Source organism: Thermopetrobacter sp. TC1, from assembly GCF_000746275.1.
In the GTDB taxonomy this organism is placed as follows: domain Bacteria; phylum Pseudomonadota; class Alphaproteobacteria; order Rhizobiales; family Aestuariivirgaceae; genus Thermopetrobacter.
Genome location: NZ_KN050829.1, coordinates 182,012 through 207,285 on the forward strand (window position 1 = coordinate 182,012; position 25,274 = coordinate 207,285).

The window sequence follows — 25,274 nt, forward strand, 5'->3', positions numbered from 1 at the left end:
AGAAAGGCTCAATTGTCAAGGCTCAGACGTCATTATGTGAGAAGAGGCGATGTTGCAGCCTAATCAGGCCACAACGGCCCATGCATGATCCGCCAAAACCGCGCATTCAATGACGTGCGTCAAGCTCTTCACGCTTGACCCGCCCGCATCCTCTGCCGAAAACCGCATGAGAGACCGCCCCCAAGTGACCGGGCGGATATTCTGGCTATAAGTGCCACAGGGAAGGATGGGGGAACGCCTTCAATGCTTGATGATCTCTATCCACCCCCGGGCGGGAAAGCGCAGACAGGGCCAGGCGATGCGCTCGATGGCGCGCCCGAGGCCCGCAGCGAAAACCAAAAGCCCTTGCGCCTGCCCGGCCTTGTCAGGCGCCTGCCGCCGCCTCCGGGCTTTCTCATGGCGCCGCTCCTGCAGGCTTTCGTGACGTCGCTTCTGAAGCGGCATCCGGAGATGTTCGAGCGGCTTGGCGATTATGGCGAGCGCCGTTTTCTCATCGATCCCGTCGATCTGCCTTTCGTGCTCATGCTGGTGCCCTCGCCGAAGCGACCGCTGCTTATCATGAAAAACCGCGGCGCGCCGGTGCCGTGGCAGGCGGCGGTGCGCGGGCCTGCGCTCGCTCTTCTCGCCATGGCCCAGGGCGAGGCCGATGGCGATGCCCTGTTTTTTACCCGGGATATCGTCATCGAGGGCGATACCGAGGCGGTACTGGCCCTGCGCAATGCGCTCGATGATGCCGCACTTGATCTTTTCGAGGAATTCGAGGCCGCTTTCGGCCCGCTTTCCGGGGCCATGCGGCGGCTGCGTCCGGCGGCCGTTGCCCTGTTTGAGGGGCTGCGCCGGGCGCTCACGCAGCTTGAGCGGCTCAAGGCCGGGGCGGATACACAAAATGGCGATAAGGCCACGGCCCGCGCCTGAGGTTTTTCAAGCACCATGTATCACTGAAAGAGGACAGACAGGGGCATGGCCCAAACGCATCGTGAGAGGAAAGAGGGAGAACAGGCAGGTTCATGACCATCAACGCCGCAGCTAGCCAACAGAAGCACCCGGGCGGAAAACCGGCGCTGGAGCTTGTTTGCCCGGCGGGAACGCCGGCGGCCCTGCGCGATGCGGTGGATGCCGGGGCCCATGCCGTCTATTGCGGCTTTCGTGACGAGACCAATGCCCGCAACTTTCCCGGCCTCAATTTCTCCCGCGCGGAACTGGAAGACGGCATCGCCTATGCCCACGCGCGCGGGGCAAAGGTTTTGGTGGCCATCAACACCTTTGCCCAGGCCGGGCGTGAGGACCTCTGGCAGCGGGCGGTGGATGATGCCGTTGCCGCCGGTGCCGATGCCCTCATCCTTGCCGATCTGGGCGTGCTCGCCTACGCCGCTGAAGCCCATCCCGCGCAGCGTCTGCATCTGTCGGTGCAGGCCTCGGCTTCCACGCCGGAGGCGATCAACTTCCTCATCGAGCGCTATGGCATCAAGCGCGTGGTGCTGCCGCGCGTGCTGACCCTGCCGGAAATCGCCGATCTCAATCGCGAGATCGCCTGCGAAACGGAAGTCTTCGTCTTCGGGGGCTTGTGTGTCATGGCCGAGGGGCGCTGTCTGCTCTCTTCTTACGCCACCGGCAAGTCGCCCAACATGAACGGTGTCTGTTCGCCGCCTTCGCATGTTGCCTATCGCGAGGAGGCCGACGGCGCTCTCGTCTCCCGCCTGGGGGATTTCACCATCAACCGCTTCGCACCCGGCGAGAAGGCGGGCTATCCCACCCTGTGCAAGGGCCGTTTCGAGGTGGCCGGCCGGCCTTTCTACGTCTTTGAGGAACCCACCAGCCTCAACGCCGCCTCGCTCTTGCGCGAGCTTGTCAATGCCGGCGTCACCGCCCTGAAGATCGAGGGCCGCCAGCGCTCGCGCGCCTATGTGCGTAAGGTGGTGAGCGATTTTCGCCGCGCTGTTGATGCGCTGGGCACCGGCGGCGAACCGGCAGCGGCCGCAACCGATGCCTTGTCCGATCTCAGCGAGGGCAGCCGCCAGACGGAAGGGGTTTATCGCAAGACATGGCGCTAGGCGGCTGGAAGAACAGGGCCGGAGGGCAACGCCGCAAGCCTGTGAAAAAACAAGCGGAGCAAACAAGGAACAAGAACACCATGCCGGCACGCAAGCGCATGCGCATCGCCTCAGGACCGGTGCTCTTCAACTGGGCGCCGGAACAGTGGCGCGATTTTCATTTCCGTCTTGCTGATGTTGAGGATGTGGACATCGTGCATGTGGGCGAGGTGGTCTGCGCCAAGCGGCATCCTTTCTTCGAGCCTTACATGGCCGAGGTGATCGAGCGCCTGTTCGCTTCGGGCAAACAGGTGGTGCTCTCCGCCCTGGCCCTGGCCATGAACCGCAATGAACGCAGCCTTATCGACAGCATCACCGCCATGGCCGGGGAGGCTTCTGCTTCGGAGGAAACGGCCGATGAAGGCGGGGAGGGTGAAGGCGCGCTCATCATCGAGGCCAATGACTTGACAGCCCTGGCCAGGCTTGCCGGGCGCCGCTTCGTCATCGGCCCCTTCGTGAACACCTATAATGCGCTGACGGTGAAGGAACTTGCCCATCTGGGCGCGGTGCGCATCTGCCTGCCGCCGGAGTTGGGCCGGCAGGCCTTGAGCGCGCTTGTGCCCGCCATGACCGATATCGGCGTTGAGGCGGAGGTGTTCGCCTTCGGCCGCATGCCGCTGGCGCTCTCCGCCCGCTGTTATCATGCCCGCAGCCATGGCCTGCCCAAGGACGGTTGCCGTTATGTCTGCGGGGAGGATCCGGACGGCCTGCCGCTGAAAACCCTGGATGAGGAACCCTTCCTCGCCGTCAATGGCATTCAGACGCTCTCCTATGCCTGCCTCAACCTGCTGGGCGAGATTCCACTGCTGAAGGATATGGGCGTCTCCGTGCTGCGTTTATCCCCCCATGCCACCTGTGACATGGCCGAGGTGGCTGCCATTTTCCGTGCCGTTGCCGATGAGAACATGGCGGTGGCGGAAGGCCTGGCCCGCCTTGAGGCGCTGAAACTTCCCTTTCCTTTCGCCAACGGCTATTTCCACGGCCAGCCCGGTGCCGCCTGGCTGAAGCCTGATCCTGCCTGACAGCCGAGGAAACCGCTCGGTTCACCTTGCGCGAGCGCTTCGTTCAGTCATCATGCTGGCTCGCCAAAGCGGGGGCGCGGAATGGCGGGCGGAATGAAAGTTCATGAGAAGGTGAATGTCCGTTTGGGCTCTCTGCATCGGGGCAGGGCGCCAAATGCCAGATCATGGAAACCCAACGCCAGATCATGTGAAAAAGCGCACGGAGAGTCCGCCCCCGGAACGCATGCGATCATGCCCGTTCAGAACTGCTTGGCCGTCGCCACCGTGCCCCGCACCGCCGATGTCGTGGCGTTGAGCAGTTCGAGGAACTTCATGAGATCCGTGCTCACGGAATTGGCCACATAGACGACATCGTTGTCCCGCATCAGGAAGCCCTGCGCCAGGAAGAAGGCCTTGGGCTTGCTGAAATCAACGAGATAGACCACGGGCGTGACCCCGGTGGGATTGAGCTGATCCCGGTCATAGCCCATGGCCTTCAGCACATGATTCCTTTCAAAGCGGAACAGGAACACACCCCGCGGGCTGGCGCGATCATCAAGCAGGCCGCCGGCGCGCGCCACCGCTTCCATGAGGTTGACCCTGTCCTTGTCGAAGGCATATTCCCCGGTCTTGCTCACCGCGCCGAGCGCAGTGTAGGTCTGCGGATTGTGCGAAAGATAGATCTGATCCCCGGGCTGCACATAGATATTTTCCGAAGGATCGCTGATCACCTTCTTGAGATTCTGAACCGCCCGCTTTTTGCCACGAATCAGGGTGAGCATGGTCTCGCGCGCCGGCCCGGCCGCACCGCCGGCGGCGGCGATCATGTCGAGCACGCGGTCGCCTTTCAGCGAGATCTCATACTTGCCCGGTTTGCGCACATCACCGTTCACCACCACCGTATTGGAACGGTTGCGCGTGATGTTCACGAGCACCTGCGGCGAGATGGCCTTGCCGGAGAGAGCCTTTTCGATACGCCTCTGCAGCTGAAGCGGCGTGAGCCCGGCCGCCTTGATCACGCCGACGAAGGGGATGGAAATATACCCCTTTTCGTTGACCTTGATGGGCGGCAGCTGCGTGCCCTTGGTGTCGGCGGTGGAAAACAGGCCTCCTTCCGCCGCTTCCCAGATGTTGATCTGCAGAACATCGCCAACGCCGATCCGATTGGTGTAGGCACGCCTGCCGCGGTTGCCAAACGTGGCATAGAGGCCTTTTTCCTCGAATCGCAATTGTGTGGTGATCGTCTCGGAAGAAACCGGGATGATGAGATAATCATCCGCCTTCTCGGATCTGACGGAAGCCTCCTTGACGATGCTGCCAGCCGAAGGCCCTTCGGAAGGTATAACGGCCCCGCACGCTGCGAGCAGCAGCGCAGCCCCGAGCGCAAGCAACAGCCGCATGGCGGATGCCATCGATGAAATCCCCCGTTAACCCCCACGTGCAAGATCGCGACCACATGATCACGAATATGATTTTTGCAAGGCATGATAGAATTGAATGAAGAATTTTCCAAGAGGTTTTTCAACCCACAAGGTCTTTCAGGCGGTAATACAACATGCCAAGAGCATGGGTCGGTCGTCTCAACACGCCGCCGGGGAAGGGGATGTGTCTGATTCGCGTAAAAAGTTCAAAACGATTTGACATGCCAAGAATGCGTTCCGCCATCAGCCGCCCCATCATGCCGGAAAGCGCAACCCCCTGGCCCGAATAGCCCTGGGCATAGAGAATGCGCCCCTGCCGGCCCAGGATGCCGGCATCCGGCATGCGGTTCATGGTGATGGCGATGTGCCCGCCCCAGGCGAAATCGATCTCCGCATCGGCAAGCTGCGGAAACACGCGCAGCATGCGCGGGCGCATGAAGGCGGCAAGGTCCTTCGGGTGCCAGCCCGTATAGGAGCAGCGCCCGCCGAAGAGCAGGCGATGATCCGGCGTAAGGCGAAAATAGTCCACCACGAAATTGGCGTCCGCCACCGCCTCGTTGCGTTTGATCAGGCCGCGGGCGCGTTCTTCGCCCAGAGGTTCGGTGGCGATCACGTAGCTTGCCACCGGCAGGATGCGCCGGGCCAGGCGCGGGAAAAGCCGGCCGAGATAGGCATTGGCGGCGATGATGAGATGATCGCAGCGCACATGGCCTTCCGCGCACGACAGCACGATGCCGCCATCCCGCTCTTCTTCCACTTCAAGAACCGGCGAATGCTCGAAAATGCGCGCGCCCGCCTCTTCCGCCGCCCGCGCCAGCCCGTAGGCGTATTTGAGCGGATGAAAATGCCCCGCACCGGGATCCACTAAAGCGCCGTGATAGACACGGCTGCCCAGGTGCTCTGCCTCCAGCGTCGCCTTGTCGATGATCCGGCAGCGGTCATAGCCATAGGCGGCAAGTTCCTCCGCCCATTCCTTCAGGTCGTCCATCTGCGAAGGCTTGTTGGCGCAGATGAGATAGCCCCAGGCCAGCGCGCAGTCGATGTCGTACTTTTCGCAGCGTTCGCGGATGAGCGCCTTGGCCTCCTCGCTGATGGCGAAGGTCTCCTGCGCGCCGTGCCGGCCCAGGTGTTTCTCGAAGGATTTCATGGAGACGGTATAGCCGGTGCAGATCTGCCCGCCGTTGCGCCCGGTTGCGCCCCAGCCGATGGGACCGGCTTCAAGAACCGCGGTGCGCACCCCCTGTTCCGCAAGGTCAAGCGCCGCCGAAAGCCCGGTGAGCCCGGCGCCGATGATGGCCACGTCCACCCGCAGATCCTTACGCAAGGGAGCGTGGGAAGGCGCTTCGCCAAGCGTGGCCCGATACCAGGTGAGCGCGTCGAGAACGCCAAGCGTTGCTGAAGAAGGCGCCATGGCCCGTTTTCTCCTCAAAGGTGCGCAAAAAACCTTGTTCCCTGCCCCCCGGGAACTATCTTCACGGTAGGGATTTCATTCAGTGGCCCAATTTCCCGGCAGAGACAAGGCGGCGCGCGCCGCCGTGTGAGAGGGGAGGGGCCATCTGCAAGCGCAAAGAGCGAAGATCCGCCATGACCGAGGATGCCTTCATGCCCGTTGATGATCATCACGCCTGGTTGTCCGGAAACGAAATTGATGAGGTGGAATGTCTGGTGCCGGACATGACCGGCGTGCCCCGCGGCAAGATCCTGCCCGCTTCCAAGTTCCTGAAAGGCGTGGCGGAGGAGGCCCTGCGCATCCCGGAGGAGCTGTTCATCCTCACCGTCACCGGCCGCTACTGGCCGCAGCCAACGGTGACGCATCCGGCCTCCATCGATCTGGTCATGAAGCCGGATCTCGCCACCTTGCGCCGTGTGCCCTGGCATGACAATCCCACCGCCTCGGTCATCTGCGATGTGGAATATGCCGACGGCAAGCCGGTGGACATCGCTCCGCGGCAGGTGCTGAAGCGCATCCTAAAGGAGTACGAAAAGCGCGGGTTGAAGCCGGTGGTGGCGCCGGAGCTGGAGTTCTATCTCGTCAAGCAGAATCGCGATCCCGACTATCCGCTGGAGCCGGCCGTGGGCATCAGCGGCCGCGAGGAGGCGGCCGGGCAGGCCTATGGTGTTGATGCCGCCAACGATTTCGACGAGGTGGTCGAGGACATCTACGAATATTGCGAGATTCAGGGCATCGACATCGACACCATCAGCCACGAATCCGGCCCCGCCCAGCTGGAGATCAACTTCAATCACGGCGATCCGCTGGAGCTTGCCGATCAGGTGATGCGGTTCAAGCGCACCGTGCGTCAGGCCGCCATCCTCAATGGCATTTACGCCACCTTCATGGCCAAGCCGCATGAGAACGAACCCGGCTCGGCCATGCATATCCATCAGTCGATCCTCGATGCCAAGACCGGGCGCAATATCTTCGCCACCGCCAGCGGCCGCCCCTCAGCCCGCTTTCTGCATTACATCGGCGGCCTGCAGCGCTACATGGCGGCGGCCATGCCCTTCTTTGCGCCCAATGTGAATTCCTACCGGCGCCTGGTGCCCTTCTCGGATGCGCCCACCACCACCCACTGGGGCTTTGACAACCGCACCGCCCCCTTGCGCGCGCCACGGGCCAATCCGGAGAACATGCGCATCGAGCATCGCGTGCCGGGAGCGGACGCCAATCCCTATCTCGCCATTGCCGTCTCTTTAGCATGCGGCCTTCTTGGCCTGAAGGAGAAGATAAAGCCCAGCGATCCGGTTGAGGGCTCCTGCTATCGCTATGCCCATGCCCTGCCGCTGACGCTGGAGGAGTCGCTTTCCCGCCTTTCCCATGCCAGGCCGCTCAAGCAGATGCTGGGCGAGCGCTTCGTGGAGGCCTATATCGGCGTAAAGGAGGCGGAGCTGGACCAGTGGCGCCGCGTCATTTCCTCCTGGGAGCGCGAACACCTGATACTCAATGTCTGAAAATGGCTGTAACGCTTTGAAGATTCAATAAAATTCGTATTTGCTCGCACAGAGGCGTTCAAACCAGTCTATCGGGCGGCTCGCGGCCCTCGAAGAAGGCGCGCAAGTTATCAAGCGCGCGAAAGCCCATGGCCTCGCGCGTGCGCGGTGTGGCCGAGCCCAGATGCGGCAGCAGGAAGACATTCTCAAGCTCCCGATAGCGCGGATCGATATCCGGCTCATTGTTGAAGACATCCAGCCCCGCCGCCGCCACATGCCCGCTTTGCAGGGCGGCGATCAGGGCATCGTCATCAACAAGATCGCCGCGCGCGGTATTGATCACCACCGCGCCCTTGGGCAGCAGGGCGATGGTTTCGGCATTGAGAATGCCGCGCGTCTCCGGCGTGGAAGCACAGTTGAGCGAGAGGAAATCGCAAAGAGGCAGCATCTCTTCCAGGGTTTCGTGCCAGATGGCATCGCCCTCCAGTTCCGGCGGCAGCCGGCGCCGGTTGTGATAATGGATGTCCATGTCAAAGGCGCGCGCCCGTTTGGCCAGGGCGCGGCCGATGTGCCCCATGCCGATGATGCCAAGGCGCCGGCCGCTCACGTCGATCCCCAAGGGATGGGTGGGGGCCCAGGCGCCCCAGCGCCCTTCGCGCACCATGCGCTCGCCCCAATAGGCGCCGCGCGCCGCACCCAGCAGCAGCAACATGGCCACATCGGCGGTGGCGTCGGTGAGCACCTCCGGCGTGTGCGTAACCACGATGCCCCGCGTACGGGCCGCCTCAAGATCGATGTGATCATAGCCCACGGAGAAGGTGGCAATGATGCGCACGCTCTCGGGCAGGGCGTTTATGACCTGCGCTGTCATGCGCTCGGTGGGGCAGACGAGCAGGCCGTCACATCCCACCGCCTGCGCGATGATCTCATCCGCGGAAAGGCGCCTGTCCTCGGGATTTTCAACCGTTTCAAACAGTTCGGCAAGCGCGGCCTCCACCCGCGCCGGATAGCGCCGCGTCAGCAGGATGCGTGGTTTGTGGCCTTTCATCATGCTGCCTGCCCCGGGCTTGTCATGCGCAAAGATCCCCTTATGCTTGCGGACGGATCGGAAGGGATGCGAACAAAAGGTTAACGCATGCACACCTCGGGCATCAAGCGCACGGCCGCCATCACATTTGGCGCAGGTTTCATCGCCGCGCATCTGCTCTCCATGGCTGCGGCCGCGCCGGCCGGAAAGATTCAGGCAGGGCAGGATGATGGCGCTGTCACCATCATCAGGCCGCCGAAGAAATCTGCGCCATCGACAGCGCCTGAGGCTGAGAGCCTGCCGGGGCTTCTGCCTCATCTTGCCGTTTATGATTTCTCCCTTGCCCGCGCCGCGCACCGCACAGGGATGACCGCGGGCAACGGTCGCATCGTCTTTGATATTCAGGGCAGCCCCTGCACGAAGTGGACGAGCAGAACCCGCATGGTCATCGAGATGACCTTCCGCCGCCGCGGCAGCCGTCTTACCGACGCCCGCGATCGAACGGAAGAAACGGCGGACGGCAGCCGCATGACGTATGAGAGCATTCGCTTCGTCAATGGCGCCAAGGTGGAGGATATCCGCCTGAAAGCGGAACGTGATCCCGAAACCGGCACGGTGCGCCTGGACTTCGAGCGCCCGGATACCAACACCTTCGAGCTGCCCGGCGATACCCTCTTTCCCATACAGGCCACACGACATCTGCTGAAGGCGGCGCAGGCGGGCAGGCGCTATCTCACCTATCGCGTCTATGAAGGCTTTGCCGATGGCCGCGCCCGCAAGGTGGTGGCCGTCATCGGCCCGCCCATGCGGCAGGATCCGTCGGTGCAGGGTGTGCCCGGCCTGCCCGAGACGGGCAATCTGCCGGCCTGGCCGGTTTCACTCGCCTATTATGAGGACAAGGCGGGGCGGGATGTCGGTGTGCCGCGCTATCAGGTGAGCTTCCGCCTGCATGCCAACGGCGTGCTTTCGGAAATACTTCTCGATTACGGCGACTATGCGCTGAAAGGCACGCTGGTGGAGGTCAGGCCCTATCCGCAGGAAAAGGAGACGGCCTGCAAACCATCCGGACAATGAGCGCATGAATCCTTACGTGAAACGGGCGGCCTAAGCACCTGAGCAATTGCCCCGTTTAGTCAATCCGTTTTCCCGAAAGCCCCAGGCCCTTGTCGATGGCGGCGGAACCGAAGCGTGCGCGCAGGCGCTCCATGGCCAGCTCGGCCCGGGCCAGCTTTTCCGCCCGCGCATCCAGCGAGCGGGTGAGCATCGCCTCATCCATGTCCACAAGTTCGGCAATGCCGCAACCGATCAGGCGGCAGGCCCGCCCCTGCCGCAGCCGTTCCATCAGGGGCAGGGCGGCGGCAAAGATGCGCCCGGCCAGAAGCGTTGGCTCGTTAAGATGCGTTTGCGCGGTATGGGTTTCGAAATCGGCAAGGCGCACCTTGACCATGACCACATGCCCGCCCTTGCCCTTTTTGAGCGCCCGTTTCATCACCTTGCGCGACAGATGCCACAGCGTGGCTTTCAGCATCCAGGCATCCGCAACATCCTCGGCGAAGGTGGTTTCCGCGGAGATGCTCTTTGGTTCGTGATGGGGCACCACGGGGCGCGGATCGATGCCGCGCGCCACCTCGTAAAGATGCAGCCCCCACTTGCCGAAACGGGCAAGCAGCCAGCCCTTGTCCCGTTCGCGCAAGCTTCGCACCGTGGTGATGCCGTGTTTCTTCAGCGTGCGTGCAGCCGCCGGGCCCACGCCCCACAGCTCCTCCACCTTCAGCCCGTCGAGGAAGTCCTGCGCGCCTTCGCGGTCGATGACGGCAAAGCCGCGCGGCTTGTCCAGATCCGAGGCCATCTTGGCCAGAAACTTGTTGAAGGACAGGCCGATGGAGATGGTCAGCCCTGTCTCCCGCTCCACCCGGCGGGCAAGGCGTGCCAGCATCAGCGCCGGCGGCACGCCGTGCAGCCGCTCGGTGCCGGACAGGTCGAGAAAGGCCTCGTCAATGGAAATGCGCTCCACAAGCGGCGTGATCTCATGCATCATCGCCGCGATACGCGCCCCCTCGCGCGCATACTTCTCCCGGTCCGGCGGCAACACCACCAGGTCGGGACACAGCCGCCGCGCCGTCACCATCGGCATGGCCGAACGAATGCCCCATGTCCGGGCCAGATAGCAGGCGGCGGCCACAACGCCGCGCTCGCCCACGCCGCCCACCACCACCGGCTTGTCCCGCAAGTCCGGTCGGTCGCGCTTTTCGATGTTGGCGAAAAAGGCATCGCAATCCACATGCGCCACCGTCAGGGCAAACAGCCCGGGTGCCATAACCACGCGCGGTGAATGACAGCGCGGGCAGCGATCCATGGCGCTTGCGGCGCTCTTGCCTGGCAGATCGAGGATATGATCGCAATCGCGACAGAACCCCTGAACGGGTGCGTCGCGTTCGCTCGAAATTCTGGTATCAGAAGATCCAGTCATCGCCGGCAATGTCCCACAGCCGCGCCGCCCCGCGCACGCCGGAGGCCGGCCCGAAGCGCGGCGGCTTGAGATTCACGCGCGGTTCATCGGCGAAAATATGGGGCCTCATGCGCGCCGGCACCGTTTCGTAAAGATGGGGCAGGGCAGAAAGCCCGCCGCCGAGCACGATCACCTCCGGATCGAAGATGTTCACCACATGCGCAAGCCCGCGCGCCAGCCTGTCCGCCAGGCGCTCAAGCGCGGCATTGGCGTCCTTGTCGCCCGCGCGCGCTGCCGCGGCAATCTCCTCGCCGGTCAGCCGCCGGCCGCTGGCCTCGGCAAAATCGCGCTCAAGGCCGCTTCCCGAGACATAGGTTTCCAGGCAGCCTGTGCGGCCGCACCAGCATCGCGGCGCCGGCAGATCCTCTTCGGTCATCCAGGGCAGGGGATTGTGCCCCCATTCACCGCCGATGCGGTTGTGTCCGCCGATGATCCGCCCATCGACCACAAGCCCGCCGCCGCAACCGGTGCCGATGATCACGCCAAAGACGGTGCGCGCACCGGCCGCGGCCCCATCCGTGGCTTCCGACAGGGCAAGGCAGTTGGCATCATTGGCCAGCCGCACCGGCCGTTTCAGGGCGGTTTCAAGATCGCGGCCGAAGTCCTGTCCGTTCAGCCAGGTGGAATTGGCGTTCTGCACCCGTCCCGTCACCGGCGAGATGGAGCCGGGCATGCCGATACCCACCGGCAGGGGCGCCTCCGCCTTGCCCGCGCCGGAAAGAACGGCATGTTCCGCTTCATGAACGAGTGCGGCAATGGCGGCAATGACGCCGTGATAATCCCCCTTCGGTGTGGCGCGGCGCCCTTCATGCACAATGGCTCCCTGCCCATCCATCACCACGCAGGCGATCTTGGTGCCGCCAAGGTCGATGCCGATGCGCAAATTCTGTGAAGCGGTAACGGACATGATCGCGCCTCATCGTCTCGCCGCCGGCCGCACCTGACGTGCGACTTTTTGGGGCCGGCCCAACAGGTGCGACACATGGGCGTGCGCCGCGCGCCAGTCATGCACGCGCACATGCGGATGCGCCGGACAGGCGGCATGGCGGGCAAAACGCGCATCATGCAGGAAATGCACAAGCCCCGCCGATGGCACATGCCGCCCGGCGGACTCCAGGAATTCGGCATGATCATCGATGAAGGCGCATGGCGCCTGCACCTTTGCCGCCAGGGCCCGCACCGCCGGGCCCTTTGGCCCGCTGTTGGTCACCAGCGGCCAGGGAAACCCATGGCGCAGAAGATTGCGCCGCCGCGGCTCATGGTATGCATGCGGCAGATTGGTGAGCAGCACGATCTGCGCCCCGGCCTGTTCCAGATCGGCCAGGCTTTCCGCAGCGCCGGCAATGGGGTCGAGATCGTGAATGCGCTCCTTGAAGAAGCGTTCAACGAGCGCACGCACCACAGGCGTGCTCAAGGCCTTGCCGTCTTTCATGCGGCGCACGTTGCCCTCAATGGACCAGGAATCCGGCGCAAGATAGAGATCCTGCTCGGCAAGCCAGGCCTCAAAGCCGCGGATGAAATGCAGCGTTACCTCATCCACATCACAGATCAGAAGCGGCCGCCCCGGCGCAAGATCGATGGCGCGGATCTGGCGCATGGTGACGCCATCGGGCCATCGCGCCCGCAATAAGGAGCGCGCACCCCGGCCGAGGCGAAAAAGCAAAGCGGCCAGCCTGGGGCGCGAGGAAGCTTTGCGGGATATGGTCATTCTCCTGTTCACCATGCATCGCGGGTGCCGCTCAGCCGCATCCAGGAAAGGCGCGGCATGTCCGCCTCGATATCCATGTCGGCGACGAAGGACAAAAGCAGGGATTCGTCACCGAGAAGATACTCCAGCACCGCCGCCAGGGTGGCGTCATCATCCAGTTGCTCTTTCAGCGCCAGAAGCGGCATGCCGGTGCTGGCCTCAAAGCGGCCGCTTCTGTATGGATCGCGCAAAAGCCATTCCACCGCCCGCAGGGCCAGCACCTGGGCGGTCTCGCGATCGGGCAGGGTGGTCATCGCCGTTAGAAACCTTGTGCCTTGAAACGTCTGTTAACCATTAGCGATTGTCCCCGCTTCCGGTCAATCGCAGATGACGCGCCGGTTAAGCTATTGGTGAGGAATCTCTGCAACCATCGCAACGGATGCGCGGAAGGGCCGATTCGCCCTTCTTGCGCCTGTTTGTGCAGGGTGGCGCATGCGGGTGTGTGTGATTGAGTGATCTGCGTGCCCGGGGATGGGGTTGATTCCCATGGCAGAGACGTCGAAGGCCGGCACGACCGGGAATCGGGCAAGGAAGGTCCTCGTGGTGGAGGACAACGAGCTCAACATGAAGCTCTTCAACGACCTGCTCGAATCCCAGGGATATGAAGTGATCCAGACGCGCGATGGCTTGAGCGCGCTCGATCTGGCGCGCGCACACCGGCCTGATCTCATCATCATGGACATTCAGCTGCCGGAAGTGCCGGGAACGGATGTCATCAAGTGGCTGAAGGAGGATGAGAGCCTTCGCCATATTCCGGTCATCGCGGTCACGGCCTTCGCCATGAAGGGCGATCAGGAGCGCATTCGCGAATCCGGCTGCGAAGCCTACATGTCCAAACCGATCACGGTCACGGAATTCCTGGAGACGGTGCGCCGTTTCCTGGAAGGACGCGACGAGCAGGGAGGGAGCTGATCCATGAGCGCCCGTGTGCTCGTCGTTGACGATATCCTGGCCAACGTCCGCCTGCTGGAGGCCAAGCTGCAGTCGGAATACTTCGAGGTGGCCACGGCCATGAACGGCATTGATGCGCTGGAAAAGGTGCAGCGCATCAAGCCGGATATCGTGCTGCTCGATGTGATGATGCCGGGCATGGACGGGCTGGAGGTCTGCCGCCGCATCAAGTCCAATCCCGAGACCCAGCACATTCCGGTGATCATGGTCACCGCGCTCGATCAGCCCGAGGACAAGGTGCGCGGGCTGGAGGCGGGGGCGGATGATTTCCTCACCAAGCCGGTCAACGACATCGCCCTGTTCTCGCGGGTGAAGTCGCTTGTGCGGCTGAAGATGCTCATGGATGAGCTGCTTGCCCGCGGCGCGTCCGAAGGCATGGGCGGCCGCCCGCTGCTCTCCGAGGAGGAGGAGAAGCGCCCCGGCCGCATCCTGTTCGTGGACGATCGTGAGCGCCTCTATGGCCGGGTCAAGGCGGCGCTGGAGGGGCATCATCATCTCGATTTCGTCAATGATCCCCTCAAGGCCCTGGAGGAGGTGGAGCGCCACGATTATGAGCTCATCATGGTCAACATGGACATGGAGAGCTACGACGGCCTCAGGCTGTGCTCGCAGTTCCGCTCGCTGGAGGCGACGCGGCAGGTGCCCATCCTCATCATCATCGACCCTGATGATACCGCACGCCTGGCCAAGGCGCTGGAGCTGGGCGTGAACGACTATCTCATGCGCCCCATCGATCCGCAGGAGACGCTGGCCCGCGTCAACACCCAGATCCGCCGTTCGCGCTACACCCGTAAGCTGCGCGAGAACGTGCGCCGCTCCATTGCGCTGTCCGTCACCGATCCGCTCACCGGCCTTTACAACCGCCGTTACATGACCACCCATGGCGAGGCGCTGGTGGACGAGGCAGCCAATCGCGGCAAGGCCTTTTCACTGCTCATGCTGGATCTGGATCACTTCAAGCGCATCAACGACGAATATGGTCATGATGTCGGCGACCGCGTGCTGCAGGAGCTGGCCCGCCGCTTGAAGGCGCATGTGCGCCGGCTCGATATCGTTTGCCGCATTGGTGGTGAGGAGTTCGTGGTGCTGCTGCCGGGCACGCCTGTGGATATTGCCCAGCGCGTGGCCGAACGCCTGCGCATCGCCATTGCCGAAGAGCCGTTCCAGGTGGGCACGCCTGAGGAGCCCCTGTCCCTGAATGTGACAACATCGATCGGCGTGGCCGGCTTTGAGCGCTCGGATGATACGCTGGAGTCCATCCTCAAGCGCGCCGATGAGGCTCTTTATGAGGCCAAGAACGCCGGGCGCAACCGCGTTGTCCTGCACGCGGCCTGACACGTTGGGCTCTTAAGCCCGCGTCTGGCAGCTTCAGCATACTACACGACACCCCCATCGTCATACCGGCGAAAGCCGGTATCTCAGGCCATTGATTCATGCGTTTGTGGCCCGAGACCCCGGCTGATCTACGGGGTGACGAGAAAGATGGAAACGGTGTGTCGTGTAGTGTGCAGCTTCAGGCCTTTTTTCCGCAAAACTTGGCATGCCTCTTGCTTCAATGGGGAGCAAACGCCCGGGTGTCGCGCCATGAAACAGGCGGCTGTGCATTCGGGCCGTGATGCCTGCCATTGCGGGTTCCGCCGCATCACCCGCAAACTCCATGGCAGGCCGGCCAGTCCGTCATGGGCGGACATGATGGACCGCCGCGGACTGGCCACCTCATGCCGGGGGGCATCCGGCCGTCGTTGGGGAGAGTCAAGCAAAAGGGCCGGCGCTTTCAGACAAGCGTCGGCCCTTTTCCCATCCGGATTCTGATCCGCTTCTGGCGCGGGCGGCTTACTTGATCTTCGCCTCGCGGAATTCCACGTGCTTGCGCACCACGGGATCATACTTGCGCTTCACCAGCTTGCCGGTGATGTTGCGGGTGTTCTTCTTGGTCACGTAATAATAGCCCGTGCCGGCGGAGCTCACCAGCTTGATCTTGATGGTTGTTGCTTTGGCCATGGCTTGAATCTCCTGCCTCTTCTGCCGTTTGCCGACAGACAAAACCTCACCACCCCGCCGCCCCGGCGGGCGTGCGAACTGTTGCGCAGCGTATCGCCCAAGCTGATGCGCAAGTCAATACCTGCCTGTCGCGGATCGGAGCGCACGAAGACACTCGACGCCGGGAATGGGTGCATCAATGCGCATCATCGCCCTGAAGCTGCCGCTCCAGCAGGCGGCAGAATTTCAGGCCATAGAGAAAGGTGGCCCAGGAAAGGTGAATCCACAGAAGAAAGAACAGGGCCGAGGCCACGCTGCCGTAGATGCTCTCGTAAGTCTGCGAGCGCGAGACATAGAGCACGAACAGCCAGCGCGTGGCGCTCCACACCAGTGCGGCCAGAAAGGAGCTGATCGCCACCGCCCGCATGTCCATGCGCCGGTTGGGCGCGCGGGCATAAAGCAGGAAGAAGGCGCCCCATACGAGAAGCCAGGGCAGAATGCTCAAAGGGTGGATCCAGCGGGTGAGCGTATGGCCGCCCAGCCAGGCATCCAGCTGCACCGAAACGGCATAGGCTGAGCCCGCCAGTAAAGGGATGGCCAGGATGAGCAGGCCATAATCGCGCACGATCTGCCAGGGGTTGCGGATGGGCGCCTCGCAGATGTCGTTGACGATGAAATCGAACGTGCGCACGAACAGCACCACGGTCAGGGTCACATAGGCCACGCCCAGCCAGCCCAGCGCGCTAGCATTGGCCGTGAAGCGATCAAGCCAGGTGCGCACCGCCGCGGCCTTTTCCGGCAGCAGGAAGGCATAGGCCTGCCGCTCCAAATCGGCCTTCAGGTCCTCAAACAGGGGCAGGGAGGAGAGCACCGCCGTCATCACCACGATCAGCGGAATGAGCGCAAACAGCGTGCTCCAGCTCAAAGAGGCGGCATAGTGCTCCAGGCGGGCATCGAACAGCGCCCTGAGAAAGCCGGAAAGAAAGGCCCAGGCATTGTTGAGAAGCCGGCGCACCTGCCGCCAGCGCACATAGGCCCGGCGCGAACGGCTTTTGTGGCTCAGGATGGCGTCATCCGCCCGTTCCCTGGCCGGGGCGCCTTTGCGGGATGTCTGCCTTTCATGCATGATCGGGATGATCGGCCACCGTTTCCGCAATCAGCCTGTCCACCACCGCGCGCAGGGCGTCCTCATGGCTGGCGCCCGCTTTTCGCGCCGCTTCATAGGTGGCCCGCTGCCGGTCGGCGCTGCTGCCGCGGGAGAGAATGTCGCTGGCCGCTGCCAGCTCCCGCGTGCAGCCCAGGGCGGCGGCATCCTCGGCCAGAAGCTCCTGCAGCTCTTCCAGCAGCTCCGCATAGGGCACGAGCGTGCCGCGCCCGAAATCGATCAGCCCCTCGTCCATGCCATAGCGCTGCGCCCGCCAGCGGTTTTCGTTGATGAGAAAGCGGTCATACTGCCGCCAGCGCTGATTGTCGCGCCGCAGCCGGTAGAGCATGCGCACCAGGCATTGCACCATGGCGGCGATGGACATCGCATCATCCAGCCAGGTGCACACATCGCAAATGCGCACCTCCAGAGTGGGAAAGCGCGCCGAGGGCCTCAGATCCCACCAGATCTTGGTGGCGTCCTCGATGATGCCCACGTTGACCAGCGCATTCACCGCCCGCTGATATTCCGCCCAGGAATCGAAGGTGGGCGGAAGCCCGGTGCGCGGCAGATTGTCGAATATGGTGAGGCGATAGGACTTCAGCCCCGTATCACGCCCCTGCCAGAAGGGCGAGGAGGTGGACAGCGCCAGCAGGTGCGGCAGGAAATAGGAAAGCTGGTTGAAAATGTCGATGCGCAGATCCTCATCCTCCACACCCACATGCACATGCATGCCGCAGATGAGCATGCGCTGGCCCACGCCCTGTAAGTCCCGCGCCAGTTCGAGATAGCGCTCCTTGGGCGTGAAGTGCTGGCGCGACCAGTCGGCAAAGGGATGGGTGGAGGCGGCAATCGGCGCAAGGCCGTGCTTTTCGGCCAGAGCGCCCAGCTTTGTGCGCAGCCGGTGCAGATCGGCGCGGGCTTCCGCCACGGTGCGGCAGACGCGGGTTTCCACCTCGATCTGGCATTGCAGGAATTCCGGCGAGACCTGTCCGGAAAGTTCTTTTTCAGCTTCCTCCATCAGCCCTTTCGGCGCCTCGCGCACAAGATCGCGGCTTTTTCTGTCCACAAGCAGGTATTCTTCCTCAATGCCGATGGTGAAGCTGGGTTCGCGCAGGGTCATCCGTCCGTCATCCGCCGCTTGAATGGTGTGCCGCCTGTTCTTCTTAAGCCGCTCTGCCGGGCCCGTAACGGGAAAAGTATAGGCGAAGGGCTGCCGCCGCTGGCAAGCGTCAAGGCGCTTTCTGCGCCGCATCGCCGCATTTTCCCCTTGCTGCGGGGCGGGAAATGTGGTTCCAGCGAGCGGGACGTTTGGCATGTCACAAGGCTGGAGGATGGGCGCCCATGTCGGCCGCGCTGGAGGTGATCGACGTGTCCTTGAGTTTCGGGGGCGTGCGCGCCGTCGATCACTGTTCGCTGAAGGTGGAGGCAGGCTCGATCACCGGCCTCATCGGCCCCAATGGCGCCGGCAAGACCACGCTGTTCAACATCATCGCCGGGCTCTATCGTCCGGACGCGGGCAGGATCCTTCTTGACGGTGAGGACATCACCGGCCTTCCCGCCCATGTGCTCTTTCACAGGGGGCTTGTGCGCACCTTTCAGATTCCCCATGCCTTCACATCCATGACCGCGCTGGAAAATCTCATGGTCGTGCCGCCGCATCAGCCCGGCGAGAGCCTGCTGGCCACCTGGTTTCGCCCCTCGCTGGTGCGCGATCGGGAGGCGGAGGTGCGCGCCCGTGCCCGCGAGGTTCTGGATTTTCTCAATCTTTCCCATGTGATGCACGAAGCGGCCGGCAATCTCTCCGGCGGTCAGAAGAAGCTTCTGGAACTGGGCCGCACCATGATGACCGAGGCGCGCATCGTCCTGCTGGATGAGATCGCCGCCGGCGTGAACCGCACCTTGCTCAAGGAGCTGCTTGCGGCCATCCGCCGCCTCAATCGCGAGGCGGACTATACCTTTTTCGTCATCGAGCATGACATGGACATGATCGGCGCCCTCTGTGATCCGGTGATCTGCATGGTGCGCGGCCGGGTGTTGCGCACCGGCACGCTTGCCGAGCTGCGCAAGGATCCCCGCGTGATCGAGGCCTATTTCGGCGGCGATCCCATGGGTGAGCCCCATGCTGTTTCCCTTGAAGCGGCAGCGAAAGAAAGCGCCCCCAGCGCTGCGCCCGGCACGCAGAGGGAGGGCAGGGCATGAGCGCGCTGCTTGAAATTCAGGATCTGCACGGCGGCTATGGCGGCGCCGATATCCTGAAAGGTGTGGATCTTTCCCTCGCCAGGGGGCAGATCGGCGTCATCGCCGGGCCCAACGGTGCGGGCAAGTCCACGCTGCTTAAGGCCATATTCGGCCTTGTGACCATCACAGGCGGCCGCATCTTTCTTGATGATGCCGACATCACCGGCCTTGCCCCGGAAAAACTGGTGCGCCGCGGGCTTTCTTTCGTGCCGCAGGAACACAATGTCTTTCCCTCGCTCACGGTGCGGGAAAATCTGGAGATGGGCGGCTTCATCCGCAGCGACGATCTGGAGCCGCATATTGAGCGCATTTTCTCTATTTTTCCGCCCTTGCGCGAAAAGGCGGAACAGCCCGCCGGTGAGCTTTCCGGCGGACAGCGGCAGATGGTGGCCATGGGCCGGGCGCTGATGACCGAGCCGCGCCTGCTGTTGCTGGATGAGCCCACCGCCGGGCTGTCACCGAAATACATGAACGAGATCTTCGATCAGGTGCGGGCGGTCAATGCCACGGGGGTGACCGTGCTCATGGTGGAACAGAACGCCAGGCAGGCGCTGGCCATCGCTGATGTCGGTTTCATCATCGCCTCCGGCCGCAATCTCCATACCGGCACGGGCGCAGCCCTGCTGGCCGATCCGCAGGTGGCGGAAAGCTTCCTTGGCGGCCGCACGCCCGAGGAGGCGTGAGTGCGACCTTGAAAAACGCGCGTAGTCATTCACGCCCTGCGCCCGCCGATCTCCGGATTCTTGTCTGCGCCTTGGGCTCTTCCCATATGTAAAAGGGGAGATGTGCGTGCGCTCTTTGAACGGGAGCGGGAAGGCTGGCTCGTGGGACAGGCTCTCGGGAAACGTAAACCTTTCGGGAAGGATGAAGGGAGGCTTAGGACCATGAGCGGCTTTGAGAAGGCGATCCAGAAAGCGCGTGAGTGGCTCAAGGAAATTGGCGAGGAGCTGGGCGTGGAGGATGAGCAGAAGGCCTATGCTGCCCTGCGCGCCAGCCTGCAGGCCCTGCGCGACAGGCTGACGGTGGATGAGGCCGCGCAGCTTGCCGCCCAGCTGCCCGTGCTCATTCGCGGCATCTTCTACGAGGGCTGGGATCCCTCCAAGGTGCCGGTCAAGGCGCGGCATCGCGAGGAATTTCTCGACATGGTGCGCGCCCATCTGGGCCAGTGGGATGATCTTGATGCCGAAAAGGCGGTACGCGCCACCTTTGCCGTGCTGAAAAGCCATGTCAGCGCCGGCGAGATCGATGATGTGCTCTCCTCCATGCCCGGAGAGGTGCGCGCGCTTCTCGCCGCGTAAGGGGTGAATGCACGTGCGCCCTCTGCCATGAGGGCAGTGAGAAAGAAGGTCATGACGCTCTTGGAGCTTTTAGGCGTCATGGCCTTTTTCTGTTCAGGAAGGGCGAAAGGACATAAGCGGCAGCTTTAGCCGGCCAGACGACCGGCAAGGGCGAAGGGCGCGCCGGTAAGCAGCACATCAAGATAGCGGATGTTCTGATAAAAGCCGTTGAGTGAAAGCCGCGGCACCGCCGTGGGCGCCAGGGCATGCTCCGGCTGCAAAAGCCCCTTGCGCGTGGTCAGCGCGATGGAAAATCCCGCCTGTGCCGCCAGCTCGAATTCCCGCACATCGGCAGATCCGGCATCGCCATAGGGGTAGGCGAGGGTGTTGGCCTCAATGCCAAGTTCCTGCCGGATGCGGGCGCGCGAGATCTCCATCTCCTGCCGCACCTCCTCGGCATCGGGCAGACGGGCCAGGGCATAGTGATGCACCGTGTGCGCACCGATCGAACACAGAGGCTCTGCCGCCAGGGCCTTCAGCGCCTGCCAGTCCATCACCTCCTTCTGGCAGTGTTCCTGCCAGTCCACGCCGTGACGGGCGCAAAAGTCGCGTATCCAGCGCCGCTGTTCATGTTCGCCCAGTTGCCAGCGCACGGCCGGATAAAGCGCATGCCACACCGCCATTTTCTCATCATCGCTCTCGCAGCGCATCTCTTCGGGCAGGCCGGGCAGGGCCGGGCGCACGCGTCCATTATGAGCGATGACCTCCTCAAGCAGGCTCCACCACAGCTCGCCCTGACCATCGGCATAGGCCGGCGCCACGAACACGGTGAAGGGGCAGGCATGCTTGCGGAAAATCTCAAGCGCATAATCGGCATTGTCGCGATAGCCGTCATCAAGGGTGAAAATGGCAACGGGCCGTTCTGGCTCGGTCTCGCCGGCCTCCCACAGCGCCACCAGTTCATCAAGCGCCATGAGCGCATAGCCGCGCGCCTTCACAAAACGGATGGCCTCATCGAGGAATTCGGGAGTGACTTCCAGTCCGGCATTGGGCGCAAAACCGCGGGACGGACGCGGCCGCACGTGATGGAGCATGAAAATGGCGCCGCAGCCCGAGAAGAAACGCGCCGCCAGCCGCGCAATGCCGGAATAGTGCAGAACATCCAGCCCGGCCCTGAACAATGCGTGCTTGTCCATGATGCGCCTGCTCCCTGAAAAAGGATCTGCCTGCCCCATGCCGCTTTATTGCCCCGGCCGTCAGCCTGCCTGAACCGCGCCGGTCCGGGCCCGCACCTTCTGCAGCGAAACCGTGTGACAATGCTTCAGGCCCGCCTTGCGCAGGGCGGCGCACAGGCTTTCGGCCAGAGGCACATCACGGCGGTGCACGATGGTGAAAGCCGTCTCCACCAGCGGCAGCACCGAGCTTTCGCGCCGGGCCGGATAGCGGGCCTCGCCCTCGTTGAGCAGCACGAGGTCATAGACCTGCTCCATGGCCTCGATCACGGAGCGGAAGGCCAGCGAAAGATCGCCCTGCGGCGGATTGCGCCCCGCCTGCACCACATGCAGGCCGGTGGCGGCATCGCGCATCATGACATCGGCGAAGTTCGCGCGCCCGGCAAGGACGTCGGCCAGGCCCTTCTCGCGCTGCGGCGCAATTACGGACGCAAGGCTCTGAAGCTCGAAATCGGCATCGATCACCGCCACCTTCATGCCGGTCATGGCCAGCGCCCGCCCAATACCAGCCATGAGGGCGGCGGCATCTTCAGCCGTGCCGTTAAGGCCGGTAAAAGCGGTGCGTTTCAGGCCCTCCTGCGCCTGCAATGAGCGCAGCCAGCCCGCCAACGGCGCCAGCGCCGCATCATGCCCGGTGGCATCGGCCGAGGACAGGTCAATCACCACCGGCAGAGATCCGGATCCTGTGCCGCCGGTCGTGGCGGATGAAGCGGCAGTTGTGGCAGCGGCAGAGGCAGCAGAGGCGCTCATGCCGCTTGCGGCCGCCATGCCCATGCCGGCGTTCTGCATCCCTTGCGGCTGCGAGGCGGTTGTCTGGGACGCGGCGCTCACGGATGCCGAACCCGGTGTGGCGGCAGGCTGGGCATATCCGGGGGCAGGGGCCGAGGTGAGGCCGGAGACGCTGGCCATACCGAAGCTGCCGGCCCCTTGCGGCGGCATCGGCGCGCTCATCTCCGGCGTCATGACAGGCGAGGCGGCCATGCCCGCCGCAACGGGCGGCGCGCCCGGTGCGCCTGTTGCGGTCATGCCGGCGCTGCCCGCCCCTGTGGTCGCCGTTGCGCCGGTTCCAGCCATGACCGGTGCTGTTGCGGCGGGTTGGGCCGCGGTTACCTGTGCCCGCATCTGTCGCGACAGGCGTGCAGACGCCCCCATGACTTCGAGGATGAAGGCCAGCCCCAGCCCGAGGCCAAAACCGCCAAGGGTGGAAAGAATGATGATCGGTCCGCGCTTGGGAAACGAAGGCTCCGCCGGCACGCCGCCACGGGAGATCACCCGCGCCAGCTTGGGCAGGGCATCGGCCTCACGCCGCGTGGCCGCTTCGCTGTAGCGGGCAAGAAAGGTTTCAAGCAGCGCGCGGTTGGCCTTGGCCTCGCGCTCCAGCTCCCGCAGGCGCACCTCGTCCTGATTGGCCGTCTTCGCCCTTGCCTTCAAGCGATTGAGGGCCGCGCGCAGCTCCGCTTCACGCGAGGCGGCAATGCGCGCCCGCTCTTCCAGCGCCGCGGCGATCTTGAGCGATTCCTTGCGGATGCGCGCCTTGAGGTTGGCCAGTTCGCGCCGCACCGCCACCACCCGCGGATGGTTCTCCAGATAGGTGGTGGACAGCTCCGCCAACTTGCGTTCCAGCGTCGCCTGCTGCTCGCGCAGCCGCTGGATGAGGGGCGAGCGCAGCACTTCCGGCGAATTGTCGGCCGAGCCCGTCTTCCTGATCATCTCGCGAATGGCCTTGGCCTCGGCCGAGGCCTTGGAGCGCTCCGATTCCGCATTGGTGATCTGGGTGTTGAGCTCGCTGAGCTGCTGGCTGAGCAGCGTGGCGCGCATGCCCTTGTAAAGCCCGGCCTTGGCGCGGAAACGCTCCACCGCCTTTTCCGATTCCACCACCTTCTTGCGCAGATCCTCGATCTGCTTTTTCAGCCAGGCGCGGGCCTCGCTGGTGTTCTTCAGCTGCTCCTCGCGCGTCTGCTCGACGTAGGCATCAACAAGCGCATTGACGATGCGCGCGGAAAGCTCAGGCTTGCTCGATGTGAAGGCAACAACAATCACCCGCGTCTGCGGCAGGTTGTAGACGCGCAGGTTCTTGTACCATTCCTCCAGCGCCCGCTGTTCCGGCGTTTGCTTGCGCGGATCGGGCACGAAGCCGAGCAGGATCTTCAGACGCCGAAACGGCCCCAGGCCCCGCTGGAGAATGTCGAATTCCGGCGTGCCAATGAGACTGAGATCATTGAGGATCTTCAGGGCGAGATCGCGCGATTCCAGCACCGAGACCTGGGACTTCACCGCCCTGTCATCCACAACCCGCGTTGTGGGCGTGGGCTCAAACGGTGAGCGCAGATAGGGCGAATCCTGATACTCCACCAGAACCTGCGCCTCGCTGGTGTAAACCGGCTTGGCCAGGTAGGCGAAAAGGGTTCCGGCCAGTGCAAACAGCAGGGTGAGGCCGAAGATCAGCTTCTTGCGGCGTTTCATCCCCGCAAGGATTTCCGAAATGTCAATGGCGCGCACGGGCACTGCCGCACCGGTCGCCGTATCCAACTGCCCTTGCTGCATGGCCGAACCCGAAACCCTCATGTCCGCAACACATGAATGAACGGTGTGCGTTGCGCCCTTTCCCGCAGGGAGCCATGCAAGGGGGCTGGCGAGCGCGAATCGCACGACCGCGCCTGGCAGTCTCGCAGTCTTTGGTAACCAAATGCTTAAGACCCTGTCGCATTGGGCCAGCGGTTTAACCGGCGGGAAAGGATCTCTTAAACGCTCGCTAACCATGAGCGTTCATCATTGTCCCGTAAAAACGGCCACGTGCCGCTTTTCCCAACGCCTGAAAGGGTCAGGGAAAGCGGTTTGCGCCGTCTGACAAGTCATGCGGGATCTGGAGAGTGTTCATGCGTACCGTCATCCTTGCCACTGTTGCCGCCCTTGTTCTGGGCGGCTGTGCGCGCGACTGGGAATCCGCCCCGCCGCATGCGCCGGCAGGCGGCACCGCCGTGATGAATGATGGGCGCATCGTCTCCGGAGCCGATGCCATCTCCACCGCTTCCGTGCAGCCGGCGCGCAACGAGGCCGGCGTGGTGCCGCCCTTTGGTGCTTCCGGTGAGGCGGCGGCCTATGAATATCTCAATGGCTATCGCGTGGGAGCGGGGGACAAGCTGCGCATCGTGGTGATGGGCCAGAAGGACCTCACCGGCACCTATACCGTCGATCCCGCCGGCAATATTTCCATGCCGCTGATTGGCACCACGGCCGTGGCCGGCAAGACCCTGCGCGAGATCGAAGGGCTGATCACCGCGCGGCTGCGCAACGGTTTCTTGCGCAATCCGGCCGTTTCCGTGCAGCCCATGGCGCTGCGGCCCTTCTATATTCTCGGCGAGGTGCAGCAGGCCGGCAACTATCCCTATCAGCCGGGCATGACCGTGCAGAACGCCATTGCCATCGCCCGCGGCTACACCGCCCGCGCCGACCGCGGCCCGGTGCTGCTCACCCGGCGCACGGCTGACGGCACGCACACCTACAAGGTGCCGCTGACCACGCAGATCTATCCGGGCGATATCATCTACGTCCGCGAGCGCTGGTTCTGATCCTCATGCCGGCTTCGGCAGGGCGGGCGCCGTCTGCCGTCATGCCCCTTTGCAAAACTTGATAGCCTTCCCATATAATCCGGTGACGAGACACGGCGCGGCGCAAACGCCGTCCGCCATGACGGTATAACGGACGGAACCGAAGGCCGAGGAG

The 25,274-nt window shown here is 63.5% G+C and carries 23 protein-coding genes; 11 read left to right on the forward strand and 12 right to left on the reverse strand.

Annotated features, from left to right (window positions below; translation table 11 throughout):
• Positions 1–243: 243 nt before the first annotated feature.
• From EK16_RS09240 to EK16_RS09250, 3 genes are all read left to right on the forward strand, one after another.
• Positions 244–915 carry a ubiquinone anaerobic biosynthesis accessory factor UbiT gene (locus tag EK16_RS09240; RefSeq protein WP_051929177.1) on the forward strand — a complete coding sequence of 224 codons (672 nt, stop codon included), beginning with the start codon at positions 244–246 and terminating at the stop codon, positions 913–915.
• 146 nt (positions 916–1,061) lie between these two features.
• Positions 1,062–2,051: a ubiquinone anaerobic biosynthesis protein UbiU gene (locus EK16_RS09245; RefSeq protein WP_038036615.1), complete on the forward strand. Its 990-nt coding sequence runs from the start codon at positions 1,062–1,064 to the stop codon at positions 2,049–2,051.
• 80 nt (positions 2,052–2,131) lie between these two features.
• Positions 2,132–3,112, forward strand: coding sequence for a ubiquinone anaerobic biosynthesis protein UbiV (locus EK16_RS09250; protein WP_231573660.1), 981 nt, complete (start codon positions 2,132–2,134; stop codon positions 3,110–3,112).
• A 239-nt stretch (positions 3,113–3,351) separates the two neighbouring features.
• On the opposite strand, the gene EK16_RS09255 is transcribed toward EK16_RS09250, so the two are convergent.
• Both EK16_RS09255 and EK16_RS09260 read right to left on the reverse strand, forming a co-directional pair.
• Positions 3,352–4,503 carry a polysaccharide biosynthesis/export family protein gene (locus EK16_RS09255; protein WP_051929178.1) on the reverse strand — a complete coding sequence of 384 codons (1,152 nt, stop codon included), beginning with the start codon at positions 4,501–4,503 and terminating at the stop codon, positions 3,352–3,354.
• Between the two features lie 109 nt (positions 4,504–4,612).
• Positions 4,613–5,923 carry an NAD(P)/FAD-dependent oxidoreductase gene (locus EK16_RS09260; protein WP_051929179.1) on the reverse strand — a complete coding sequence of 437 codons (1,311 nt, stop codon included), beginning with the start codon at positions 5,921–5,923 and terminating at the stop codon, positions 4,613–4,615.
• A 173-nt stretch (positions 5,924–6,096) separates the two neighbouring features.
• Between EK16_RS09260 and EK16_RS09265 the strand changes: the two genes are divergently transcribed.
• Positions 6,097–7,464, forward strand: a complete 1,368-nt coding sequence (locus EK16_RS09265) for a glutamine synthetase family protein (protein ID WP_231573661.1) — start codon at positions 6,097–6,099, stop codon at positions 7,462–7,464.
• 58 nt (positions 7,465–7,522) lie between these two features.
• Here EK16_RS09265 and EK16_RS09270 read toward each other — a convergent pair whose 3' ends face one another.
• Positions 7,523–8,494 carry a 2-hydroxyacid dehydrogenase gene (locus EK16_RS09270; protein ID WP_369793093.1) on the reverse strand — a complete coding sequence of 324 codons (972 nt, stop codon included), beginning with the start codon at positions 8,492–8,494 and terminating at the stop codon, positions 7,523–7,525.
• Positions 8,495–8,578: 84 nt separating this feature from the next.
• Here EK16_RS09270 and EK16_RS09275 point away from each other — a divergent pair, with 84 nt between their 5' ends.
• Positions 8,579–9,544, forward strand: coding sequence for an EipB family protein (locus EK16_RS09275; protein WP_038036519.1), 966 nt, complete (start codon positions 8,579–8,581; stop codon positions 9,542–9,544).
• A gap of 55 nt (positions 9,545–9,599) precedes the next feature.
• Here EK16_RS09275 and EK16_RS09280 read toward each other — a convergent pair whose 3' ends face one another.
• Genes EK16_RS09280 through EK16_RS09295 form a run of 4 tightly spaced genes read right to left on the reverse strand, consistent with a single transcriptional unit; the run spans position 9,600 to position 12,980 of the window.
• Positions 9,600–10,940 carry a DNA polymerase IV gene (locus tag EK16_RS09280; protein WP_038036521.1) on the reverse strand — a complete coding sequence of 447 codons (1,341 nt, stop codon included), beginning with the start codon at positions 10,938–10,940 and terminating at the stop codon, positions 9,600–9,602.
• Complete coding sequence (locus EK16_RS09285) at positions 10,924–11,886, reverse strand: ROK family protein (protein WP_038036522.1); 963 nt, start codon at positions 11,884–11,886, stop codon at positions 10,924–10,926. Before EK16_RS09285 ends, EK16_RS09280 begins: the two co-directional genes overlap by 17 nt.
• Positions 11,887–11,895: 9 nt before the next feature.
• Positions 11,896–12,687 carry an HAD family hydrolase gene (locus EK16_RS11590; protein WP_156098552.1) on the reverse strand — a complete coding sequence of 264 codons (792 nt, stop codon included), beginning with the start codon at positions 12,685–12,687 and terminating at the stop codon, positions 11,896–11,898.
• An 8-nt stretch (positions 12,688–12,695) separates the two neighbouring features.
• A complete protein-coding gene (locus tag EK16_RS09295; RefSeq protein ID WP_051929181.1) occupies positions 12,696–12,980 on the reverse strand; it encodes a DUF3572 family protein in 285 nt (94 codons plus the stop codon).
• 232 nt (positions 12,981–13,212) lie between these two features.
• Between EK16_RS09295 and EK16_RS09300 the strand changes: the two genes are divergently transcribed.
• Positions 13,213–13,638 (forward strand): response regulator, encoded by a 426-nt coding sequence (locus EK16_RS09300; protein ID WP_051929199.1) that lies wholly within the window; start codon positions 13,213–13,215, stop codon positions 13,636–13,638.
• A gap of 3 nt (positions 13,639–13,641) precedes the next feature.
• On the forward strand, positions 13,642–15,012 hold the full coding sequence (locus tag EK16_RS09305) for a PleD family two-component system response regulator (protein WP_038036524.1): 1,371 nt from the start codon (positions 13,642–13,644) through the stop codon (positions 15,010–15,012).
• Between the two features lie 498 nt (positions 15,013–15,510).
• Here the strand turns inward: EK16_RS09305 and rpmG are convergent, their stop codons facing one another.
• From rpmG to EK16_RS09320, 3 genes are all read right to left on the reverse strand, one after another.
• On the reverse strand, positions 15,511–15,678 hold the full coding sequence (gene rpmG / locus EK16_RS09310; protein WP_038036525.1) for a 50S ribosomal protein L33: 168 nt from the start codon (positions 15,676–15,678) through the stop codon (positions 15,511–15,513).
• Between the two features lie 175 nt (positions 15,679–15,853).
• Positions 15,854–16,783 (reverse strand): YihY family inner membrane protein, encoded by a 930-nt coding sequence (locus EK16_RS09315; RefSeq protein ID WP_051929182.1) that lies wholly within the window; start codon positions 16,781–16,783, stop codon positions 15,854–15,856.
• On the reverse strand, positions 16,776–17,924 hold the full coding sequence (locus EK16_RS09320; protein ID WP_038036526.1) for a carboxylate-amine ligase: 1,149 nt from the start codon (positions 17,922–17,924) through the stop codon (positions 16,776–16,778). Before EK16_RS09320 ends, EK16_RS09315 begins: the two co-directional genes overlap by 8 nt.
• 221 nt (positions 17,925–18,145) lie before the next feature.
• On the opposite strand from EK16_RS09320, the gene EK16_RS09325 reads away from it, so the two are divergent.
• The 3 genes from EK16_RS09325 to EK16_RS09335 all read left to right on the forward strand — a co-directional run bounded on the left by EK16_RS09325 (position 18,146) and on the right by EK16_RS09335 (position 20,340).
• Positions 18,146–19,003 carry an ABC transporter ATP-binding protein gene (locus EK16_RS09325; protein WP_081910447.1) on the forward strand — a complete coding sequence of 286 codons (858 nt, stop codon included), beginning with the start codon at positions 18,146–18,148 and terminating at the stop codon, positions 19,001–19,003.
• Positions 19,000–19,725: an ABC transporter ATP-binding protein gene (locus tag EK16_RS09330; protein WP_038036527.1), complete on the forward strand. Its 726-nt coding sequence runs from the start codon at positions 19,000–19,002 to the stop codon at positions 19,723–19,725. Before EK16_RS09325 ends, EK16_RS09330 begins: the two co-directional genes overlap by 4 nt.
• A 201-nt stretch (positions 19,726–19,926) precedes the next feature.
• Complete coding sequence (locus EK16_RS09335; RefSeq protein ID WP_038036528.1) at positions 19,927–20,340, forward strand: DUF2267 domain-containing protein; 414 nt, start codon at positions 19,927–19,929, stop codon at positions 20,338–20,340.
• 125 nt (positions 20,341–20,465) lie between these two features.
• On the opposite strand, the gene EK16_RS09340 is transcribed toward EK16_RS09335, so the two are convergent.
• Both EK16_RS09340 and EK16_RS11595 read right to left on the reverse strand, forming a co-directional pair.
• Positions 20,466–21,515 (reverse strand): polysaccharide deacetylase family protein, encoded by a 1,050-nt coding sequence (locus tag EK16_RS09340; RefSeq protein WP_038036629.1) that lies wholly within the window; start codon positions 21,513–21,515, stop codon positions 20,466–20,468.
• A 60-nt stretch (positions 21,516–21,575) separates the two neighbouring features.
• Entirely contained in the window at positions 21,576–24,095 is a 2,520-nt protein-coding gene (locus EK16_RS11595) for an exopolysaccharide transport family protein (RefSeq protein WP_051929184.1), read from the reverse strand.
• A 332-nt stretch (positions 24,096–24,427) separates the two neighbouring features.
• On the opposite strand from EK16_RS11595, the gene EK16_RS09350 reads away from it, so the two are divergent.
• Positions 24,428–25,120: a polysaccharide biosynthesis/export family protein gene (locus tag EK16_RS09350; protein WP_038036529.1), complete on the forward strand. Its 693-nt coding sequence runs from the start codon at positions 24,428–24,430 to the stop codon at positions 25,118–25,120.
• The last annotated feature ends 154 nt before the right edge of the window (positions 25,121–25,274 follow it).

What these genes read in the sequence shown, in the direction of transcription:
- EK16_RS09265 (WP_231573661.1), top strand. Translation starts at nt 6,097, where the DNA reads ATGACCGAGGATGCCTTCATGCCCGTTGATGATCATCACGCCTGGTTG.
- EK16_RS09340 (WP_038036629.1), bottom strand. Translation starts at nt 21,515, where the DNA reads ATGGACAAGCACGCATTGTTCAGGGCCGGGCTGGATGTTCTGCACTAT.
- EK16_RS09295 (WP_051929181.1), bottom strand. Translation starts at nt 12,980, where the DNA reads ATGACCACCCTGCCCGATCGCGAGACCGCCCAGGTGCTGGCCCTGCGG.
- EK16_RS09315 (WP_051929182.1), bottom strand. Translation starts at nt 16,783, where the DNA reads ATGCATGAAAGGCAGACATCCCGCAAAGGCGCCCCGGCCAGGGAACGG.
- EK16_RS09335 (WP_038036528.1), top strand. Translation starts at nt 19,927, where the DNA reads ATGAGCGGCTTTGAGAAGGCGATCCAGAAAGCGCGTGAGTGGCTCAAG.
- EK16_RS09255 (WP_051929178.1), bottom strand. Translation starts at nt 4,503, where the DNA reads ATGGCATCCGCCATGCGGCTGTTGCTTGCGCTCGGGGCTGCGCTGCTG.
- EK16_RS09300 (WP_051929199.1), top strand. Translation starts at nt 13,213, where the DNA reads ATGGCAGAGACGTCGAAGGCCGGCACGACCGGGAATCGGGCAAGGAAG.
- EK16_RS09305 (WP_038036524.1), top strand. Translation starts at nt 13,642, where the DNA reads ATGAGCGCCCGTGTGCTCGTCGTTGACGATATCCTGGCCAACGTCCGC.
- EK16_RS09320 (WP_038036526.1), bottom strand. Translation starts at nt 17,924, where the DNA reads ATGACCCTGCGCGAACCCAGCTTCACCATCGGCATTGAGGAAGAATAC.
- EK16_RS09260 (WP_051929179.1), bottom strand. Translation starts at nt 5,923, where the DNA reads ATGGCGCCTTCTTCAGCAACGCTTGGCGTTCTCGACGCGCTCACCTGG.
- EK16_RS09275 (WP_038036519.1), top strand. Translation starts at nt 8,579, where the DNA reads ATGCACACCTCGGGCATCAAGCGCACGGCCGCCATCACATTTGGCGCA.
- EK16_RS09325 (WP_081910447.1), top strand. Translation starts at nt 18,146, where the DNA reads ATGTCGGCCGCGCTGGAGGTGATCGACGTGTCCTTGAGTTTCGGGGGC.
- EK16_RS09350 (WP_038036529.1), top strand. Translation starts at nt 24,428, where the DNA reads ATGCGTACCGTCATCCTTGCCACTGTTGCCGCCCTTGTTCTGGGCGGC.
- EK16_RS09240 (WP_051929177.1), top strand. Translation starts at nt 244, where the DNA reads ATGCTTGATGATCTCTATCCACCCCCGGGCGGGAAAGCGCAGACAGGG.
- EK16_RS09250 (WP_231573660.1), top strand. Translation starts at nt 2,132, where the DNA reads ATGCCGGCACGCAAGCGCATGCGCATCGCCTCAGGACCGGTGCTCTTC.
- rpmG (WP_038036525.1), bottom strand. Translation starts at nt 15,678, where the DNA reads ATGGCCAAAGCAACAACCATCAAGATCAAGCTGGTGAGCTCCGCCGGC.
- EK16_RS09285 (WP_038036522.1), bottom strand. Translation starts at nt 11,886, where the DNA reads ATGTCCGTTACCGCTTCACAGAATTTGCGCATCGGCATCGACCTTGGC.
- EK16_RS11595 (WP_051929184.1), bottom strand. Translation starts at nt 24,095, where the DNA reads ATGCAGCAAGGGCAGTTGGATACGGCGACCGGTGCGGCAGTGCCCGTG.
- EK16_RS09280 (WP_038036521.1), bottom strand. Translation starts at nt 10,940, where the DNA reads ATGACTGGATCTTCTGATACCAGAATTTCGAGCGAACGCGACGCACCC.
- EK16_RS11590 (WP_156098552.1), bottom strand. Translation starts at nt 12,687, where the DNA reads ATGACCATATCCCGCAAAGCTTCCTCGCGCCCCAGGCTGGCCGCTTTG.
- EK16_RS09330 (WP_038036527.1), top strand. Translation starts at nt 19,000, where the DNA reads ATGAGCGCGCTGCTTGAAATTCAGGATCTGCACGGCGGCTATGGCGGC.
- EK16_RS09270 (WP_369793093.1), bottom strand. Translation starts at nt 8,494, where the DNA reads ATGATGAAAGGCCACAAACCACGCATCCTGCTGACGCGGCGCTATCCG.